This window comes from Pseudomonas sp. QTF5 (genome assembly GCF_000512695.2).
Taxonomy (GTDB): Bacteria; Pseudomonadota; Gammaproteobacteria; order Pseudomonadales; family Pseudomonadaceae; genus Aquipseudomonas.
Genome location: NZ_AZRW02000011.1, coordinates 95,232 through 111,271 on the forward strand (window position 1 = coordinate 95,232; position 16,040 = coordinate 111,271).

The window sequence follows — 16,040 nt, forward strand, 5'->3', positions numbered from 1 at the left end:
TCCTAGCACCCTCTCGCCCGCCGACGCTAAGACCAAGCGGGCAGCCCAACAGGTTTAAAAACGAATGAATGCTCTAGCCCGCCGCGCTGCAGGCCTGCTGTTCAGCACAGTTTGTCTGCCCCTCTCGGCCCTGGCTGCCGATCCACAACCCACCCACGAATTCACCCTTGACAACGGCCTGAAGGTTGTCGTGCGCGAAGACCATCGTGCGCCAGTCGTCGTCTCCCAAGTCTGGTACAAGGTTGGCTCAAGCTATGAGACCCCGGGCCAGACCGGGCTGTCCCACGCGCTGGAACACATGATGTTCAAGGGCAGCGAGAAAGTCGGCCCCGGCGAAGCGTCGCTGATCCTGCGCGACCTCGGTGCCGAAGAGAACGCCTTCACCAGCGATGACTTCACCGCGTATTACCAAGTGCTGGCCCGTGATCGCCTGGGCGTGGCCTTCGAGCTGGAAGCCGACCGCATGGCCAATCTGCGCCTGCCAGCCGACGAGTTCACCCGCGAGATCGAAGTCATCAAAGAAGAACGTCGCCTGCGCACCGACGACAAGCCGATGTCCAAGGCCTACGAACGCTTCATGGCCATGGCCTACCCCGCCAGCGGATATCACACGCCGACCATCGGATGGATGGCGGACCTCGACCGCATGAAGGTCGAAGAGCTGCGCCACTGGTATCAATCCTGGTATGTGCCGAACAACGCCACCCTGGTCGTGGTCGGTGACGTAACCCCGGACGAAGTCAAAACCCTGGCCCAGCGTTACTTCGGCCCGATCGCCAAGCGTGACGTGCCACCGGCGAAAATTCCGCTGGAACTGGCCGAGCCCGGCGAACGGAAGATTACCCTGCATGTGCAAACCCAATTGCCGAGCCTGATGCTGGCCTTCAACGTGCCGAGCATCACCACGGCCGAAGACAAGCGCTCGGTGAACGCCCTGCGCCTGATCTCTGCACTGCTCGACGGCGGCTACAGCGGCCGGATCCCGACGCAACTGGAACGCGGCGAAGAGCTGGTGTCCGGCGGTTCGTCGAGCTACGACGCCTACACCCGCGGCGACAGCCTGTTCACTTTGTCGGCCACGCCGAACACTCAGAAGAAGAAAACCATGGCCCAGGCGGAAGCCGGCCTGTGGAAACTGCTCGAACAGCTGAAAACCACCGCGCCGTCCACTGAAGAGCTGGAGCGCGTGCGAGCGCAGGTCATTGCCGGCCTGGTCTACGAACGTGACTCGATCACCAGCCAGGCCACCGCCATCGGCCAACTGGAAACCGTCGGCCTGTCCTGGAAACTGATGGACACCGAACTCGCCGACCTGGAAAGCGTGACCCCACAAGATATCCAGAAGGCCGCCAAGCTGTATTTCACCCGCGAACGTCTCAGCGTCGCCCATGTACTGCCACAGGAGACGACTCATGAGTGAGCGTAAAAAATCGCGCCTGGCCCTGATCGGCCTGATCGCTGTCGCACTGATCGGGTCTGCCGCTTTCTATTTGTCAAAACCCGACGAGTCCAAAGCCAGCGAAGCCCTTGACAAAGCCAAGGCCAGCCAGAAACTGCAATCCCTGGCGGAACTCGACGGCAAAGCCCCAAGCCGTCGCTCGCTGAACGTGCAGACCTGGAACACCGCCGAAGGCGCCAAGGTATTGTTCGTCGAAGCCCGTGAGCTGCCGATGTTCGATATGCGCCTGATCTTCGCCGCTGGCAGCAGCCAGGACGGCGATGCATCCGGCCTGGCACTGCTGACCAACGCCATGCTCAACGAAGGTGTGGCCGGCAAAGACGTTGGCGCTATCGCCCAGAGCTTCGAAGGCCTGGGGGCTGACTTCGGTAACGGCGCGTATAAAGACATGGCGATTGCCTCCTTGCGCAGCCTCAGTGACGTGGACAAACGCGCGCCGGCCTTGAAGCTGTTCGCTGAAGTCGTCGGCAAACCGACCTTCCCCGCCGACTCGTTCGCCCGCATCAAGAACCAGATGCTGGCCGGCTTCGAATACCAGAAACAGAACCCCGGCAAACTCGCCAGCCTGGAGCTGATGAACCGCTTGTATGGCGATCACCCGTACGCGCATTCCAGCGACGGCACGGCGAAAAGCATCCCTCCGATCACCCTGGCGCAGTTGCGAGCCTTCCATCAGAAAGCCTACGCCGCTGGCAACGTGGTGATTGCGCTGGTGGGCGATCTGTCCCGCGCCGAGGCCGAGGCGGTTGCCGCACAAGTGTCCGCCGACCTGCCCAAGGGGCCGGCCTTGGCAAAAATCGAACAACCGACCGACCCCAAGTCCAGCATCGGCCACATCGAGTTTCCGTCCAAGCAAACCAACCTGATGATCGCGCAACTGGGCATCGACCGTGATGATCCGGATTACGCAGCGTTGTCCTTGGGCAATCAGATCCTTGGCGGCGGTGGCTTCGGCACCCGGTTGATGAGCGAAGTGCGCGAGAAGCGCGGCCTGGCCTATGGCGTGTATTCGGGCTTCAGCCCGATGCAGGTTCGCGGCCCGTTCATGATCAACCTGCAGACCCGCGCGGAGATGAGCGAAGGCACGCTGAAACTGGTGCAGGACGTGCTCGCCGACTACCTTAAAACCGGCCCCACCGAGAAAGAACTCGACGATGCCAAACGTGAACTGGCCGGCAGCTTCCCGCTGTCCACCGCCAGCAACGCCGATATCGTCGGGCAGCTTGGCGCCATGGGTTTCTACAACTTGCCGCTGAGCTACCTGGAAGACTTCATGCAGCAGTCCCAGAGCCTGACCGTCGAGCAAGTCAAAGCCGCATTGAACAAACACCTGAGCACGGACAAACTGGTCATCGTCAGCGCTGGCCCGACCGTGCCACAAAAGCCGTTGCCGGCCCCTACTGACAAACCTGCCGAGCAACCGCTCGGGGTTCCGGAGCATTAATGGCCACTCGCCCGAAAAAACCTGTCCACAACGTGCATAACGGTGTGAATCAACTGCGCATCATCGGCGGCGAATGGCGCAGCCGAAAGCTGAGCTTCCCTGACGCCCCGGGCCTGCGACCGACCCCGGACCGGGTGCGTGAAACCCTGTTCAACTGGCTCGCGCCTTACGTCGCCGGAGCCAAGGTGTTCGATCCGTTTGCCGGCAGCGGCGCGCTGTTTCTGGAAGCCTTGTCCCGCGGCGCGGCCATGGGCCAGGCGCTGGACGCCAGCAACATCGCGGTGTCCAGCCTGAAAGAACATCTGGGTACCCTGCGCTGCACCACCGGCCAGGTACAGACTGCCGACGCCTTGCGCTATCTGGAAACCCAACCGGCCACAGCGTTCGATCTGGTGTTTCTCGACCCTCCATTCAATCAGAACCTGTTGCCGGTCGTTTGCACTTTGCTCGAAGAGCGTCATTGGCTGACCGACGATGCGTGGGTCTACACTGAAAGCGAAACCGCACCGTCGATATTGGGCTTGCCGGAAAATTGGCGCCTGCATCGGGAGCAAAAATCCGGACGGGTGTATTACGCGTTGTGGCAACGTATGGCAGGGATTGCCGGTTAGTCCGGCCTGAAAAAACGGTGCGAAACTCAGTCAGCTAACGCTGCGGGTAAGCACCGCTGCATCGAGAGCAATCGTGTCCCATCTGCCAGAACGTTTCACCCCCGCCTTCACGCCCGCCTACGGTCTGGGTAATCCGCACTTACAAACCCTGTGGGGACCGCTATGGCGCAAAACCACGCATATCGACCGCGAACGCGAACGTTTGTGGCTCGAAGACGGCGACTTCCTTGACCTGGACTGGCACGGCCCCCACAGCACGAATGCGCCGCTGGTGTTGGTGCTGCACGGCCTGACCGGCTCATCGAACTCGCCTTATGTGGCCGGGATGCAAAAGGCGCTGGGTGCCCAGGGTTGGGCCAGCGTCGCGCTGAACTGGCGAGGCTGCTCCGGCGAGCCCAATCTGTTGCCACGCAGTTACCATTCCGGGGCCAGTGAAGACCTGGCGGAAACCATCAAACACCTGCGAAACCAACGCCCCCTTGCACCGCTGTATGCGGTCGGTTATTCCATGGGCGGTAACGTGTTGCTCAAGCATCTGGGCGAAACGGGCAGCAACAGCGGTGTGCTAGGCGCCGTGGCAGTGTCGGTGCCGTTTCGCCTCGATCACTGCGCCGATCGTATCAGCCAGGGTTTTTCCAAATTCTATCAAGCGCATTTCATGCGAGAGATGGTCGCCTACATCAAGAACAAGCAGCGCAGGTTCCAGCATGAAGGGCATCAGGATGGCCTGGCGGCATTGGCGGCGCTGGGCTCACTGGAGAATATGCGCACCTTCTGGGATTTCGATGGCCGGGTGACCGCACCACTGAATGGTTTCGCCGATGCCGCGGATTATTATCGCCGCGCTTCGAGTCGTTATTTCCTTGGGGAGATTCGCACACCGACCCTGATTATCCAGGCGGCCGATGACCCGTTTGTCTTTCCTCATAGCCTGCCGCAAGCCGACGAATTGTCTGCCTGCACGCAATTCGAGTTGCAGGCCAAGGGTGGGCATGTCGGCTTCGTCGAGGGCTCCTTCCGGCAACCGGGTTACTACCTGGAACGGCGCATTCCCCAATGGCTGGCCACCACAGGGCGCAAGTAACCCATGGATTCCGGTCAGGGCGAGTCGATTCACTTCTGGCAAACGGCGCCGTTGGCCGGGGTCGAGTTGTTGTCCGCACGCTACATCGAACAGCGCTTCGCCCCTCATGTGCATGACGGCTATGTGATCGGCATGATCATGGCTGGCGCCCAGCGTTATCGCTATCGAGGCGCCGAGCATCTGGCGGGCAGCGGCACGCTCGTACTGATCAATCCGGATGAACTGCACACCGGTCACAAAGGGACGGAAGACGGTTGGTTGTACCGGGCGTTTTATCCCGACAGCGGGCAGATTCTTTCACTGCTGGACGAGCTCGAACTGCCGACCGATACCTTGCCGGCGTTTGGCGCCACGTTGTATCGCGATCCGGATCTGGTGAAGGGATTCTGCCAATTGCATTGTTTGCTGGAGAGCCCGTCCACTGCCCTGCAGCAACAAACCGTCTGGCGGGAAATGATGCTGTCGCTGTTGCAACGTCACGCAGCCGTTCCGATCGCCAGCAGACCCGGTAAGGAACATCGGGCGGTGACCCTGGCCAAGGAACTGCTGCAATCACGATTGGCGGTGCCGCCTTCGCTGGAAGAACTGGCGTCGACGGTGAACCTGTCGCCCTTTCACTTCGCCCGGGTATTCCGCAGAGCTACCGGCATGCCGCCACACACCTGGTTGATGCAGCAGCGTATCGCCCGGGCACGGGCGCTGCTACAGCGAGGCTGCCTGCCGCTGGAAGTAGCGACCCAACTGGGTTTTGCCGACCAGAGCCATCTGAGTCGGCAATTCAAACAGGTTTACGGCGTAGGACCGGGGGCGTATCGCAGCGCTCGGCAGCTGCCTGGTTATGGATGACGAAGATCCAAATGTGGGAGCGGGCTTGCTCGCGAAAGCGGTGGGTCAGTCGATATTAATGTCGTCTGTTACACCGCCTTCGCGAGCAAGCCCGCTCCCACATTGGCTTTGCGTTTACTCGCCGGTGGCGACGCCTCGCGCAGGATCGTTGATCCACTCGCTCCACGACCCCGCATACAACGCCCCAAGCGGATAACCCGCCAGGCACAGGGCGAACAAGTTGTGGCAGGCGGTCACACCGGAACCGCAATACGCGACCAACTCCGTCGGTGAACGATCACCGAGTTTTGCGGCAAACCGCTGCTTGAGCTGTTCGGCCGGCAGGAACCGACCGTCGCTGCTCAGGTTATCGGTGAACGCGGCACATTGTGCGCCGGGGATGTGCCCGGCAATCGGATCGATCGGCTCCACTTCGCCCTTGAAGCGCGGCAAGCCGCGGGCGTCGAGCAAGGTCAGCGCGGGCTGGCCGAGACGTTGCTGGAGTTGTTCGGCGCTGAGCACCAACGAAGCATCCGGCGTCCCGGTGAAGGTGCCGCGAGTGATTGTTGGCGGATCAAGACTCAGGGGCAATCCGGCGGCATGCCAGGCTTTCAGTCCGCCATCGAGAATGAACACGCCATCGCGCTTGCCCAGCCACGCCAGCAACCACCAGGCCCGCGCCGCGTAGGCGCCGGGACCGTCATCGTACAAAACCACTTCGCTGTCGGCGTTGATGCCCCAGGTTTGCAAGCGTTCGATCAAGTCGGCGGGCTCGGGCAATGGATGACGCCCGGTAACCCCCTTGACCACTGCCCCGCTCAAATCACGCTCAAGATCGGCAAAGCTCGATCCGGCAATATGCCCTTCGGCGTAGCTGCGCTGACCGTAGTCCGGGTCTTCGAGGGCAAAACGACAATCCAGAATCACCAGCCCCGGCGTCTCCTTTTTCAGGTCCAACGCTTGCGGGCTGATCAGTTGCGCAATGGGCATAACGGGCTCCTGTGATTTTTTGTCTGGAATCCTACTGCACTCTTTATTCCACTTCTCTATCCCACTTCTTCCAGCGCCCGGGCCAGCGGCACATAAAACTCTTCGAACAGTGCATTCACCGCATTGCGAGCTTGATCGGTGACGAACCCCGCCTCCAGCACCAGCACCTGATAAACGCCACGTTTGATGGCCTGTTCGCTCAGATGGTTGGAATTTTCGCGCGTGGTGCACAGAAAACGCACCCACGATGTGAGGATGATCCAGGCATTGAGGGTCAGGGATTCGATCTGAACCTTATCCATGCACAGAATGCCCGCCTCGACGAAGCCCGCGTAGATGTGTGTGCCCTGGATCAGGCAGCGCTGGGAAAAACGCCGGTAACGGGCGGCCAGCTCGGGATCGCTGTCGAGCAAATGCTCAAGGTCGCGATGCAGGAAGCGGTAGCGCCACATGGCGGAGAGCAATTCCTTGAGATAGAAGCGCTTGTCTTCAACTGTCGCGGCACGCCCCTGGGGCGGGCGCAGGAAGCTGTCCACCAGGCTTTCGTACTCACTGAACAACACGGCGATGATCGCCTGCTTGTTGGGGAAGTGGTAGTACAGGTTGCCCGGGGAAATCTCCATGTGGGCAGCAATGTGGTTGGTGCTGATGCTGCGCTCGCCCTGCTGATTGAACAGCTCCAGGCTGTTCTGCACGATGCGCTCGCTGGTTTTGATCCGAGGGGCCATGGCTTGAGCTTTAATTCAGAGTGCGGTGATGGGCATCTTACGACCTATCCGCGGATGGATAAACAAAGCTGCACCAGGATGGCATTTGACTTTATAGAGCATAGACTCTAAAAAGTTCCTCATTACAATAAATCCGGAGCCGACCATGCCTGCTGACATTGCCTACCTGAAAAACCTGCAGCAGCCTCTGGACGAGCTCCAAACCCTGTTCGACGCTCAACGCGCGGCATATGCGGCCCACCCGATGCCCCCCGCGGCTCAGCGCCAGCAATGGCTAAAAGCGTTGCGGGATCTGCTGAGCAATGAGCGCCAGGCCCTGATCGATGCCATCAGCCAGGATTTCAGCCACCGCAGCGCCGATGAAACCCTGCTCGCCGAGTTGATGCCCAGCCTGCACGGCATTCACTACGCCAGCCGGCATCTCAAAACCTGGATGAAAACCTCGCGACGCAAAGTCGGCATCGCCTTTCAGCCGGCGTCGGCCAAAGTCGTTTATCAGCCGTTGGGCGTGGTCGGAGTGATCGTGCCGTGGAACTACCCGCTTTATCTGGCCATCGGGCCGCTGGTGGGTGCGTTGTCGGCGGGCAATCGGGTGATGCTCAAACTCAGCGAATCGACCCCGGCCACCGGCTTGCTGCTCAAGGAACTGCTAGGTCGAATCTTTCCCCAGGACCTGGTCTGCGTGGTATTGGGCGAGGCCGATATCGGCGTGGCGTTCTCGCGGCTGCGTTTCGATCACTTGCTGTTCACCGGCGCCACCAGCATCGGCAAACATGTGATGCGCGCGGCGGCCGAGAACCTGACGCCGGTGACCCTCGAACTGGGCGGCAAGTCTCCGGCCATCGTTTCCCGCGATGTGCCGCTCAAGGACGCCGCCGAACGCATCGCTTTCGGCAAGACCCTCAACGCCGGGCAAACCTGTGTCGCCCCGGACTATGTGCTGGTGCCGGAAGACCGCGTAGGCTCTTTCGTCGAAGCCTATCGTCAGGCGGTTTGCGGGTTTTATCCGACACTGGCCGATAACCCGGACTACACCGCCATCATCAATGATCGACAACTGGCGCGGCTCAACGGCTACCTCAGCGACGCCACCAGCAAGGGCGCGCTGCTGATTCCGCTGTTCGATCAGGGCCAGGGTCGGCGCATGAGTCATAGCCTGCTGCTCAACGTCAGCGACGACATGACGGTGATGCAGGACGAAATCTTCGGCCCGTTGCTGCCGATCGTGCCGTACAAGGATCTCGATGAAGCGTTTACCTACATCAACCAGCGACCTCGTCCGCTGGCGCTGTATTACTTCGGCTACGACAAGCGCGAGCAAAACCGCGTCCTCGACGAAACCCATTCCGGCGGCGTTTGCCTCAATGACACCTTGCTGCACGTGGCTCAGGACGACATGCCGTTCGGCGGCATCGGGGCATCGGGCATGGGCCACTACCACGGACGCGAAGGTTTCCTGACTTTCAGCAAGGCCAAAGGTGTACTGATCAAACAGCGCTTCAACGCGGCGAAGCTGATCTATCCGCCGTACGGAAAATCCATTCAGAAACTGATCCAGAAGCTGTTTATCCGCTAACGATCATCACCGCCGGGTAATAACAATAATGAGCCCAAGCCTGTCCGACACACCCGCGCTGTCACGGCGCGGCCTGCTTAAATTCAGCCTCGGCGCCAGCGCCTTTCTGGCCACGGCCGGATTAGGCGCGAGCCTCAGCGGCTGCTCGTCGAGCAACCCGGCCAGCGGTTTTGCGATTCTGCGCAGCGGTGACCTGCTGTTTCTGCGGGCAGTGATTCCGGTGATGCTCGATGGCGCGGTGGCCGTTGAAAAAATGCCGGCCGCTGTTGCCGGGACCTTGCACTGCCTGGATAACGGCCTGAATCACCTGTCGCCGGAAATGCTCAAACTGACCCGGCAATTATTCGATGTGTTGGGGATGAGCATCACCCGCGGGCCACTGACCGGGATCTGGGGTAGCTGGGAAAACGCCAGTGCCGGCGAGATCCGCCACTTTCTCGAGCGTTGGGAAAACAGCTCGTTGCACCTGCTGCGCATGGGCCACAGCTCGTTGCTGCAAATGGTGATGATGGCGTGGTACAGCCGGGCGGAGTCGTGGGTGCATTGCGGGTATCCCGGGCCGCCTACGGTTTGAGACCGAGTCGACCCTATCGCGGGCAAGCCACGCTCCCACAGGTTTTGAGATGGACCACCCTTTTGTGAACGACTCAAACCCTGTGGGAGCGTGGCTTGCCCGCGACGTCAGCCGCATCACCATCAAATCCAAAATAATAAGAGAACCCCAGACATGCCTGTACCCGATCCGTTCCGCGAAGGCCTGGCCCGTGGCTGGAAAACCTACAACGGCGCCCGACTGACCCAGGACCTGACCTTAGACGCGGACGTGGCGATCATCGGCAGCGGTGCCGGCGGCGGGACCACTGCCGAAATCCTCAGCGCCGCCGGCTACAAGGTGTTGCTGATCGAAGAAGGCCCGCTCAAGACCAGCAGCGACTTCAAGATGCTCGAAGACCAGGCCTACACCAGCCTCTATCAGGAAGGCATCGGCCGCATGAGCAAGGACGGCGCAATTACCATCCTTCAGGGCCGGGCAGTGGGCGGCACCACGCTGATCAACTGGACCTCGAGCTTTCGCACCCCGGATCCGACACTGGAACACTGGGCCAAGGAGCATGACGTCAAAGGCCACACGCCGGCCGAGATGGCGCCCTGGTTCGAGAAAATGGAACAACGCCTGGGTGTCGCTCCATGGCTGATGCCGCCCAACGCCAACAACGACGTCATCCGCAAAGGCTGCGAAAAACTCGGCTACGCCTGGCATGTGATTCCGCGCAACGTGCGCGGCTGCTGGAACATCGGCTACTGCGGTATGGGTTGTCCGACCAACGCCAAGCAATCAATGCTGGTCACAACCATCCCGGCAACCCTGGAAAAAGGTGGCGAGCTGCTCTATCTGGCCCGCGCCGAAAAGCTGTCGATCAAAGACGGCAGGGTTACGGGGCTGCAATGTGTGGCGATGGATGAGCGTTGCGTTGCGCCCACCGGACGCACGATTAAGGTCAAGGCGCGGCATTACGTGTTGGCCGGCGGCGGGATCAACAGCCCGGCGCTGCTATTGCGCTCCGAAGCGCCGGATCCGCACGAGCGGCTGGGCAAACGGACCTTCCTGCACCTGGTAAATATGTCCGCCGGGCTGTTCGATGAGGTGATCAACCCGTTCTACGGCGCGCCGCAGTCAATCTATTCCGACCATTTCCAATGGCAGGATGGCACCACCGGCAAGATGTCTTACAAACTGGAGGTTCCACCGCTGCACCCCGCGCTGGCCAGCACCCTGCTCGGTGGTTTCGGCACGGAAAGCGCCCGGCACATGGAAAACCTGCCGCACACCCACGCCATGCTGGCGTTGCTGCGAGATGGTTTTCACCCGGACAGCCCTGGCGGCAGCGTTGAATTGCGCGGTGACGCCACACCGGTACTCGACTATCAGGTTTCACCCTACGCCTGGGACGGGTTGCGCCGGGCTTTCCACAGCATGGCCGAGATCCAGTTCGCCGGTGGCGCCAACGCCGTGATGCCGATGCACGCCGACGCTCGTTACGTGAAAACCCTCGCCCAAGCACGCTCGCTGATTGATGGCCTGAGCCTTGAGTTGTATCGCACGGGTCTGGGCAGTGCTCATGTGATGGGCGGTTGCGCCATGGGTGAAAACCCGAAAAACGCCGTGACCGATAGCCTCGGCCGACATCACCAACTCACCAATCTGTCGATTCATGACGGCTCGCTTTTCCCCACCAGCATTGGCGCAAACCCACAATTGTCGGTTTACGGACTGACGGCGCAATTGGCCACTTCGCTGGCCGAACGTTTGAAAAACCCATGAAAACGCGGAATATTCCCATCGTCTATAGTGCTTTCTTACCCAAAAGGCGACTTGGCCGACCGGGAAGGCTGCGATACCATCCGACTCCCCAACGGATTCCCGCCAGGACGACGCGATGAACCGAGTGTTGTACCCAGGTACCTTCGACCCTATTACCAAGGGCCATGGCGATCTGGTCGAACGCGCCTCGCGCCTGTTCGATCATGTGATCATTGCCGTCGCCGCCAGCCCGAAAAAAAACCCGCTGTTTCCCCTGGAACAACGCGTGGAGCTGGCCCGCGAGGTCACCAAACATTTGCCGAACGTTGAAGTCGTCGGTTTCTCGACGTTGCTCGCGCACTTCGCCAAAGAGAAGAACGCCAACATATTCCTGCGTGGTTTGCGCGCAGTATCGGACTTCGAATACGAATTCCAGCTGGCCAACATGAACCGCCAACTGGCGCCGGATGTGGAAAGCCTGTTTCTTACCCCATCCGAGCGTTATTCGTTCATTTCCTCGACGCTGGTTCGTGAAATCGCAGCCTTGGGTGGCGATATCACCAAGTTCGTCCACCCGGTGGTGGCCGACGCCCTCACCCTGCGCTTCAAGAAGTAATCCCTGCTGCAGGGGTGCGGTGCGGCGGTCCGACTTGCCAGCGAACGAACCACGCAGTGCACCTGATACACCGCCTTCGCCAGCAAGCTGGCTCCTACAGCGACAATGCGGCACAATTGTGCGCATTGATTTATTGCGCCCGGGCCTGCCGCCCCGGCTGGAGTTAGCATGTCCCTGATCATCACCGACGACTGCATCAACTGCGACGTCTGCGAACCCGAGTGCCCGAACGCCGCCATCTCCCAGGGCGAAGAGATCTACGTGATCGACCCGAACCTGTGCACACAATGTGTCGGCCACTACGACGAACCGCAGTGCCAGCAGGTCTGTCCGGTGGATTGTATCCCGCTGGACGAGGCTCATCCGGAGACTGAAGAACAGTTGATGGAGAAGTACCGCAAGATTACCGGTAAGGCTTGAACCTGACCGTTTTGTGTTGTCTTCCCGGGCCTCTTCGCGAGCAAGCCCGCTCCCACATTGAATCTGCGTCGTTCACAAATCCCATGTGGGAGCGGGCTTGCTCGCGAAGGCGTCATCAGCAGCACTGAAAACTTAACTGCCTCACTCCCGCTGCTCAAACCCCTCCCCGATACACCCCAGGCACCGCACAAATGCGGCTTTCGCCGGATCGACCACCAACGCCTGCCCCGCATCGCCAATGCCGCCACCCAGCGCGGTAAACGGCAACGACAGCACAAACGCCCCGGCACCGATCACCGTCGCCACCACCAGTAACGGTCGGGCAATCAGTAAATCGCCAAGCATGGCGTAGGCCGGTGGGTTCTGGATGGTGTAACGTGGATCGCCGCTGCCGTTCTCAGCCGCCAGCGTGGGCGCACCGACGCTCAGCAGCAGCGTAACGACAAGGGTTCGAAACAGATTCATGGCACGGTCCTTCGGCTAGGCAGTGAGAACACTGACTATAGACCGTAGCCGATATCAGCTCTGACAGCGCGGACAAAAAACACTGGCGCGTTGCCCCAGTTTGACCTCCCGCAGCCCTGTGCCACAGACCTTGCAGTGTTCACCTCCACGGCCGTACACGAACAGTTCCTGCTGGAAGTAACCCGGTTGACCATCACCACCGATAAAATCCCGTAGCGTGGTGCCGCCGCGTTCGATAGCGGCGGCCAGGATGCGTTTGATCTCGATCGCCAGCTTCAAATAGCGCGCCCGGGAAATGCTCCTGGCTTCACGCCGAGGGTCAATGCCGGCTGCAAACAACGCTTCGGTCGCGTAGATATTGCCGACGCCGACCACCACCGCGTTGTCCATGATGAACGGCTTGACCGCCATGGAGCGTCCGCGGGATTGCTGGAACAGGCGCTCGCCGTCAAACAGGTCGGTCAACGGCTCCGGCCCCAGGCGAACCAGCAGCTCATGATTCAGCGGATCGAGACTCCAGAGCATCGCCCCAAACCGTCGCGGGTCGGTGTAACGCAGCGCCAGGCCCGATTCCAGTTCGATGTCCACATGCTCATGCTTGGCCGCCGGCATGCCGACTTCCACCAGCCGCAGATTCCCCGACATCCCCAAATGACTGATCAGCGTGCCGACTTCGGCGTTGATCAGCAGGTACTTGGCGCGCCGTTCCACCAGCACGATGCGCTGGCCGGATAGCCGCACATCCAGGTCTTCGGGAATCGGCCAGCGCAGACGGCGCTCACGCACGATCACTCGGCTGACGCGCTGGCCTTCCAGGTGCGGTGCAATTCCGCGGCGGGTGGTTTCGACTTCCGGCAATTCAGGCATGGGGCTCTCGAATCAGGCGAGGTTCGACACTCAACGAGTGGCGAGGTCGCGAATCTCTTGTTTCTGGGTTTCGAAATCGTATTCCGATAGACCGATGTAATCGAGCACAAGTGGCCCGACACTGTTCCATTCATGGTCTTCGGACTGGTTGCCCAGTACCCGGAAGGAGGCGCAAATGTGCTCGGCCATCTTCAGGATCGCCAGCAGGTTTTTCAGCGGTGTGTTGCGCGACGATTCATCGCTGAAAATGGCCAGGGCATTGTGATGGTTGGCAATGGCCTGGGTGACGTGTTCCGGCAGGCGCCAGGATTTGGCGGTGTAATACCCGACCACGGCATGATTGGTGTTGTATTGCCTGTTCTCGGTATCCACTACGCGGCATTCGGCGCTGGCGTTGCCATAGGCCTGTTCCAGCACTTTCATGTAATCGGGGAATTTCTTGATCATCAGCGGGATGCCGCAATCGTGGAACAGGCCCAGCGCATAGGCTTCATCACCGGCCTGGACGCCGACGCGCTTGGCCAGGGTCAGGCACGTCATCGCCACGTCCTGCGCCGTGTCCCAGAAACGGTTGAGGGTGACGATGGCGTCGTCGTTCAGCTCGCCCTTGATCGACTGCGCATTGATCAGGTTAATGATCGAACGGCTGCCCAACAGGTTCACTGCCCGCTGGATCGCGGTGATCTTGTTACTCAAGCCGTAGTACGGCGAATTGACGATTTTCAGCAAGGCACCGGAAAGGCCTGGATCCTGGGAGATCAACTTCGCGATCATTTCCAGGTCCGGGTCGGGCATGTACTGCTCCATCTGCAGATCCACCATGATCTGCGGCTGGGGTGGCACACTGATGCCTTGCAGGGACTGTTGAATCTGTTCGGTCGTCAACTCTTGGGACATAAGTACACACTCCGGGTCAGGCGGGGATTCTAACCCTTAAAAAGATGGGTCTGACAGTCAGTCCAGCGCATTCATGTGGGAGCGGGCTTGCTCGCGAAGAGGGCGTGTCAGTCGACATAGATGTTGCCTGACACACCGCCTTCGCGAGCAAGCCCGCTCCCACAGGTTCCGCACCTTACTGACTGCCCTCATTCGCGTTCATCGACCACCAAACCCGCCACTCCCTCAACACGCTATACTCCCGCTCTTTTTTCCGGAGCGACGTCATGTCCCTGCCTAGCCTGCGCCTCAAAGCCAACGCCGACCGTCGCCTGCGAAACGGCCACTTGTGGGTTTACAGCAACGAAATCGATGTAGCCGCTACTCCTTTGCACGGTTTCAAGGCCGGCGACCAGGCGATCCTCGAAGCCGCCAGCGGCAAACCGCTGGGCATCGTTGCCATGAGCCCGAACAACCTGATCTGCGCCCGCTTGCTGTCGCGCGACATCAAGTTGCCGCTGGACAAGTCGCTGCTGGTGCATCGCCTGAACGTTGCCCTTTCCCTGCGCGATCGCCTGTTCGACAAGCCGTTCTATCGTCTGGTCTACGGCGATTCCGATCTGCTGCCAGGCCTGGTGGTCGACCGTTTCGGCGATATCCTGGTGGTGCAGATCGCCTCGGCGACCATGGAAGCTCACAAAGATGACGTGATCGCCGCGCTGACCCAAGTGCTCAAGCCAAGCGGCATTCTGTTCAAGAATGACTCCGCTGCCCGTGATGCCGAAGGCCTCAACCGCTACGTCGAAACCGTGTTCGGCCTGGTGCCGGAATGGGTCGCTCTGGAAGAGAATGGCGTGAAATTCGAAGCGCCAGTCATCCAGGGGCAGAAAACCGGCTGGTTCTACGACCACCGCATGAACCGCGCGCGTCTGGCCCCTTATGCCAAAGGCAAACGCGTACTGGACTTGTACAGCTACATCGGCGGCTGGGGCGTTCAAGCAGCGGCCTTCGGCGCCAGTGAAGTGTTCTGCGTCGACGCTTCGGCCTTCGCCCTCGACGGCGTCGAGCGCAACGCCGCACTGAACGGCGTCGCCGAAAAAATGACCTGCATCGAAGGCGACGTATTCGAAGCCCTGAAGGAACTGAAAGCCAGCGAAGAACGTTTCGACGTCATCGTGGCCGACCCTCCTGCCTTCATCAAACGCAAGAAAGACATGAAGAACGGTGAAGGCGCCTACCGTCGCCTGAACGAACAAGCCATGCGCCTGCTTAGCAAGGACGGCATCCTGGTCAGCGCTTCATGCTCGATGCACCTGCCGGAAGACGACCTGCAGAACATTCTGCTGACCAGCGCCCGTCACCTGGACCGCAATATCCAGATGCTGGAGCGCGGCGGCCAGGGCCCAGACCACCCGGTACACCCGGCGATTGCCGAGACTCGTTACATCAAGAGCATCACCTGCCGTCTGCTGCCAAACAGCTGAGTACGCTGGTTTGACGGGGAGCCAACAGGCTCTCCGTCAGCCGTTTTAACGCCACGACGTCCACTCTTCAACTCTGCTTCTTACTCTTGCGGTCCTACTGACTTGCAGGACGTTTCCCTGCATATTTTATTTAAAAGTAAATAGCCTACAAACTTTCTCTAACCCTCAGATCGTTCCGACAAAATTACTGGAACATTCCTACTTAACATCCCCTTGATAAGAGCTCATTACAGCCTATGATTAAGTTGTCACCGCGAAGTGACACTCACTATCAATGACAAGGAGTTCAAAAC

At 60.1% G+C, this 16,040-nt stretch carries 16 protein-coding genes; 11 read left to right on the top strand and 5 right to left on the bottom strand.

The window, feature by feature from the left end; genetic code table 11:
- Positions 1–64 precede the first annotated feature (64 nt).
- The 5 genes from IC37_RS11625 (at position 65) to IC37_RS11645 (ending at position 5,444) form a co-directional block, all read left to right on the top strand.
- Entirely contained in the window at positions 65–1,420 is a 1,356-nt protein-coding gene (locus tag IC37_RS11625; RefSeq protein ID WP_030130153.1) for a pitrilysin family protein, read from the top strand.
- A complete protein-coding gene (locus tag IC37_RS11630) occupies positions 1,413–2,903 on the top strand; it encodes a pitrilysin family protein (RefSeq protein WP_030130152.1) in 1,491 nt (496 codons plus the stop codon). The genes IC37_RS11625 and IC37_RS11630 overlap by 8 nt, the downstream gene beginning before the upstream one ends.
- Positions 2,903–3,514 carry a 16S rRNA (guanine(966)-N(2))-methyltransferase RsmD gene (gene rsmD, locus IC37_RS11635; protein ID WP_030130151.1) on the top strand — a complete coding sequence of 204 codons (612 nt, stop codon included), beginning with the start codon at positions 2,903–2,905 and terminating at the stop codon, positions 3,512–3,514. Before IC37_RS11630 ends, rsmD begins: the two co-directional genes overlap by 1 nt.
- A gap of 73 nt (positions 3,515–3,587) precedes the next feature.
- Positions 3,588–4,598, top strand: coding sequence for a hydrolase (locus IC37_RS11640; protein ID WP_030130150.1), 1,011 nt, complete (start codon positions 3,588–3,590; stop codon positions 4,596–4,598).
- Between the two features lie 3 nt (positions 4,599–4,601).
- On the top strand, positions 4,602–5,444 hold the full coding sequence (locus tag IC37_RS11645; RefSeq protein ID WP_030130149.1) for an AraC family transcriptional regulator: 843 nt from the start codon (positions 4,602–4,604) through the stop codon (positions 5,442–5,444).
- 114 nt (positions 5,445–5,558) lie between these two features.
- Here IC37_RS11645 and IC37_RS11650 read toward each other — a convergent pair whose 3' ends face one another.
- Together IC37_RS11650 and IC37_RS11655 are read right to left on the bottom strand one after the other, a co-directional pair.
- Complete coding sequence (locus tag IC37_RS11650; protein ID WP_030130148.1) at positions 5,559–6,413, bottom strand: sulfurtransferase; 855 nt, start codon at positions 6,411–6,413, stop codon at positions 5,559–5,561.
- 56 nt (positions 6,414–6,469) lie between these two features.
- Positions 6,470–7,141 carry a TetR/AcrR family transcriptional regulator gene (locus IC37_RS11655; protein ID WP_030130147.1) on the bottom strand — a complete coding sequence of 224 codons (672 nt, stop codon included), beginning with the start codon at positions 7,139–7,141 and terminating at the stop codon, positions 6,470–6,472.
- Between the two features lie 145 nt (positions 7,142–7,286).
- On the opposite strand from IC37_RS11655, the gene IC37_RS11660 reads away from it, so the two are divergent.
- The 5 genes from IC37_RS11660 (at position 7,287) to IC37_RS11680 (ending at position 12,055) form a co-directional block, all read left to right on the top strand.
- Positions 7,287–8,717 (top strand): coniferyl aldehyde dehydrogenase, encoded by a 1,431-nt coding sequence (locus tag IC37_RS11660; protein WP_030130146.1) that lies wholly within the window; start codon positions 7,287–7,289, stop codon positions 8,715–8,717.
- A gap of 28 nt (positions 8,718–8,745) precedes the next feature.
- On the top strand, positions 8,746–9,291 hold the full coding sequence (locus IC37_RS11665; protein ID WP_030130145.1) for a hypothetical protein: 546 nt from the start codon (positions 8,746–8,748) through the stop codon (positions 9,289–9,291).
- Between the two features lie 153 nt (positions 9,292–9,444).
- Positions 9,445–11,040 (top strand): GMC family oxidoreductase, encoded by a 1,596-nt coding sequence (locus tag IC37_RS11670; protein ID WP_030130144.1) that lies wholly within the window; start codon positions 9,445–9,447, stop codon positions 11,038–11,040.
- A gap of 115 nt (positions 11,041–11,155) precedes the next feature.
- The gene (gene coaD, locus IC37_RS11675) at positions 11,156–11,635 is read left to right on the top strand and encodes a pantetheine-phosphate adenylyltransferase (protein WP_030130143.1); all 480 of its coding nucleotides are present in this window, start codon (positions 11,156–11,158) and stop codon (positions 11,633–11,635) included.
- Between the two features lie 168 nt (positions 11,636–11,803).
- On the top strand, positions 11,804–12,055 hold the full coding sequence (locus tag IC37_RS11680) for a YfhL family 4Fe-4S dicluster ferredoxin (RefSeq protein ID WP_003195146.1): 252 nt from the start codon (positions 11,804–11,806) through the stop codon (positions 12,053–12,055).
- Between the two features lie 141 nt (positions 12,056–12,196).
- Here IC37_RS11680 and IC37_RS11685 read toward each other — a convergent pair whose 3' ends face one another.
- From IC37_RS11685 to IC37_RS11695, 3 genes are read right to left on the bottom strand one after another with little or no spacing between them, the layout of a single operon-like run.
- Positions 12,197–12,520, bottom strand: coding sequence for a multidrug transporter (locus IC37_RS11685; RefSeq protein WP_030130142.1), 324 nt, complete (start codon positions 12,518–12,520; stop codon positions 12,197–12,199).
- A 54-nt stretch (positions 12,521–12,574) separates the two neighbouring features.
- Positions 12,575–13,387, bottom strand: coding sequence for a bifunctional DNA-formamidopyrimidine glycosylase/DNA-(apurinic or apyrimidinic site) lyase (gene mutM, locus IC37_RS11690; RefSeq protein ID WP_030130141.1), 813 nt, complete (start codon positions 13,385–13,387; stop codon positions 12,575–12,577).
- A 30-nt stretch (positions 13,388–13,417) separates the two neighbouring features.
- Positions 13,418–14,230 (bottom strand): HDOD domain-containing protein, encoded by an 813-nt coding sequence (locus IC37_RS11695; RefSeq protein ID WP_177409391.1) that lies wholly within the window; start codon positions 14,228–14,230, stop codon positions 13,418–13,420.
- A gap of 320 nt (positions 14,231–14,550) precedes the next feature.
- Here IC37_RS11695 and IC37_RS11700 point away from each other — a divergent pair, with 320 nt between their 5' ends.
- On the top strand, positions 14,551–15,747 hold the full coding sequence (locus IC37_RS11700) for a class I SAM-dependent rRNA methyltransferase (RefSeq protein ID WP_007897847.1): 1,197 nt from the start codon (positions 14,551–14,553) through the stop codon (positions 15,745–15,747).
- Positions 15,748–16,040 lie beyond the last annotated feature (293 nt).

Coding starts and splice junctions, on each gene's coding strand:
- IC37_RS11625 (WP_030130153.1), top strand. CDS start 65: ATGAATGCTCTAGCCCGCCGCGCTGCAGGCCTGCTGTTCAGCACAGTT.
- IC37_RS11630 (WP_030130152.1), top strand. CDS start 1,413: ATGAGTGAGCGTAAAAAATCGCGCCTGGCCCTGATCGGCCTGATCGCT.
- rsmD (WP_030130151.1), top strand. CDS start 2,903: ATGGCCACTCGCCCGAAAAAACCTGTCCACAACGTGCATAACGGTGTG.
- IC37_RS11645 (WP_030130149.1), top strand. CDS start 4,602: ATGGATTCCGGTCAGGGCGAGTCGATTCACTTCTGGCAAACGGCGCCG.
- IC37_RS11650 (WP_030130148.1), bottom strand. CDS start 6,413: ATGCCCATTGCGCAACTGATCAGCCCGCAAGCGTTGGACCTGAAAAAG.
- IC37_RS11655 (WP_030130147.1), bottom strand. CDS start 7,141: ATGGCCCCTCGGATCAAAACCAGCGAGCGCATCGTGCAGAACAGCCTG.
- IC37_RS11660 (WP_030130146.1), top strand. CDS start 7,287: ATGCCTGCTGACATTGCCTACCTGAAAAACCTGCAGCAGCCTCTGGAC.
- IC37_RS11665 (WP_030130145.1), top strand. CDS start 8,746: ATGAGCCCAAGCCTGTCCGACACACCCGCGCTGTCACGGCGCGGCCTG.
- IC37_RS11670 (WP_030130144.1), top strand. CDS start 9,445: ATGCCTGTACCCGATCCGTTCCGCGAAGGCCTGGCCCGTGGCTGGAAA.
- coaD (WP_030130143.1), top strand. CDS start 11,156: ATGAACCGAGTGTTGTACCCAGGTACCTTCGACCCTATTACCAAGGGC.
- IC37_RS11680 (WP_003195146.1), top strand. CDS start 11,804: ATGTCCCTGATCATCACCGACGACTGCATCAACTGCGACGTCTGCGAA.
- IC37_RS11685 (WP_030130142.1), bottom strand. CDS start 12,520: ATGAATCTGTTTCGAACCCTTGTCGTTACGCTGCTGCTGAGCGTCGGT.
- mutM (WP_030130141.1), bottom strand. CDS start 13,387: ATGCCTGAATTGCCGGAAGTCGAAACCACCCGCCGCGGAATTGCACCG.
- IC37_RS11700 (WP_007897847.1), top strand. CDS start 14,551: ATGTCCCTGCCTAGCCTGCGCCTCAAAGCCAACGCCGACCGTCGCCTG.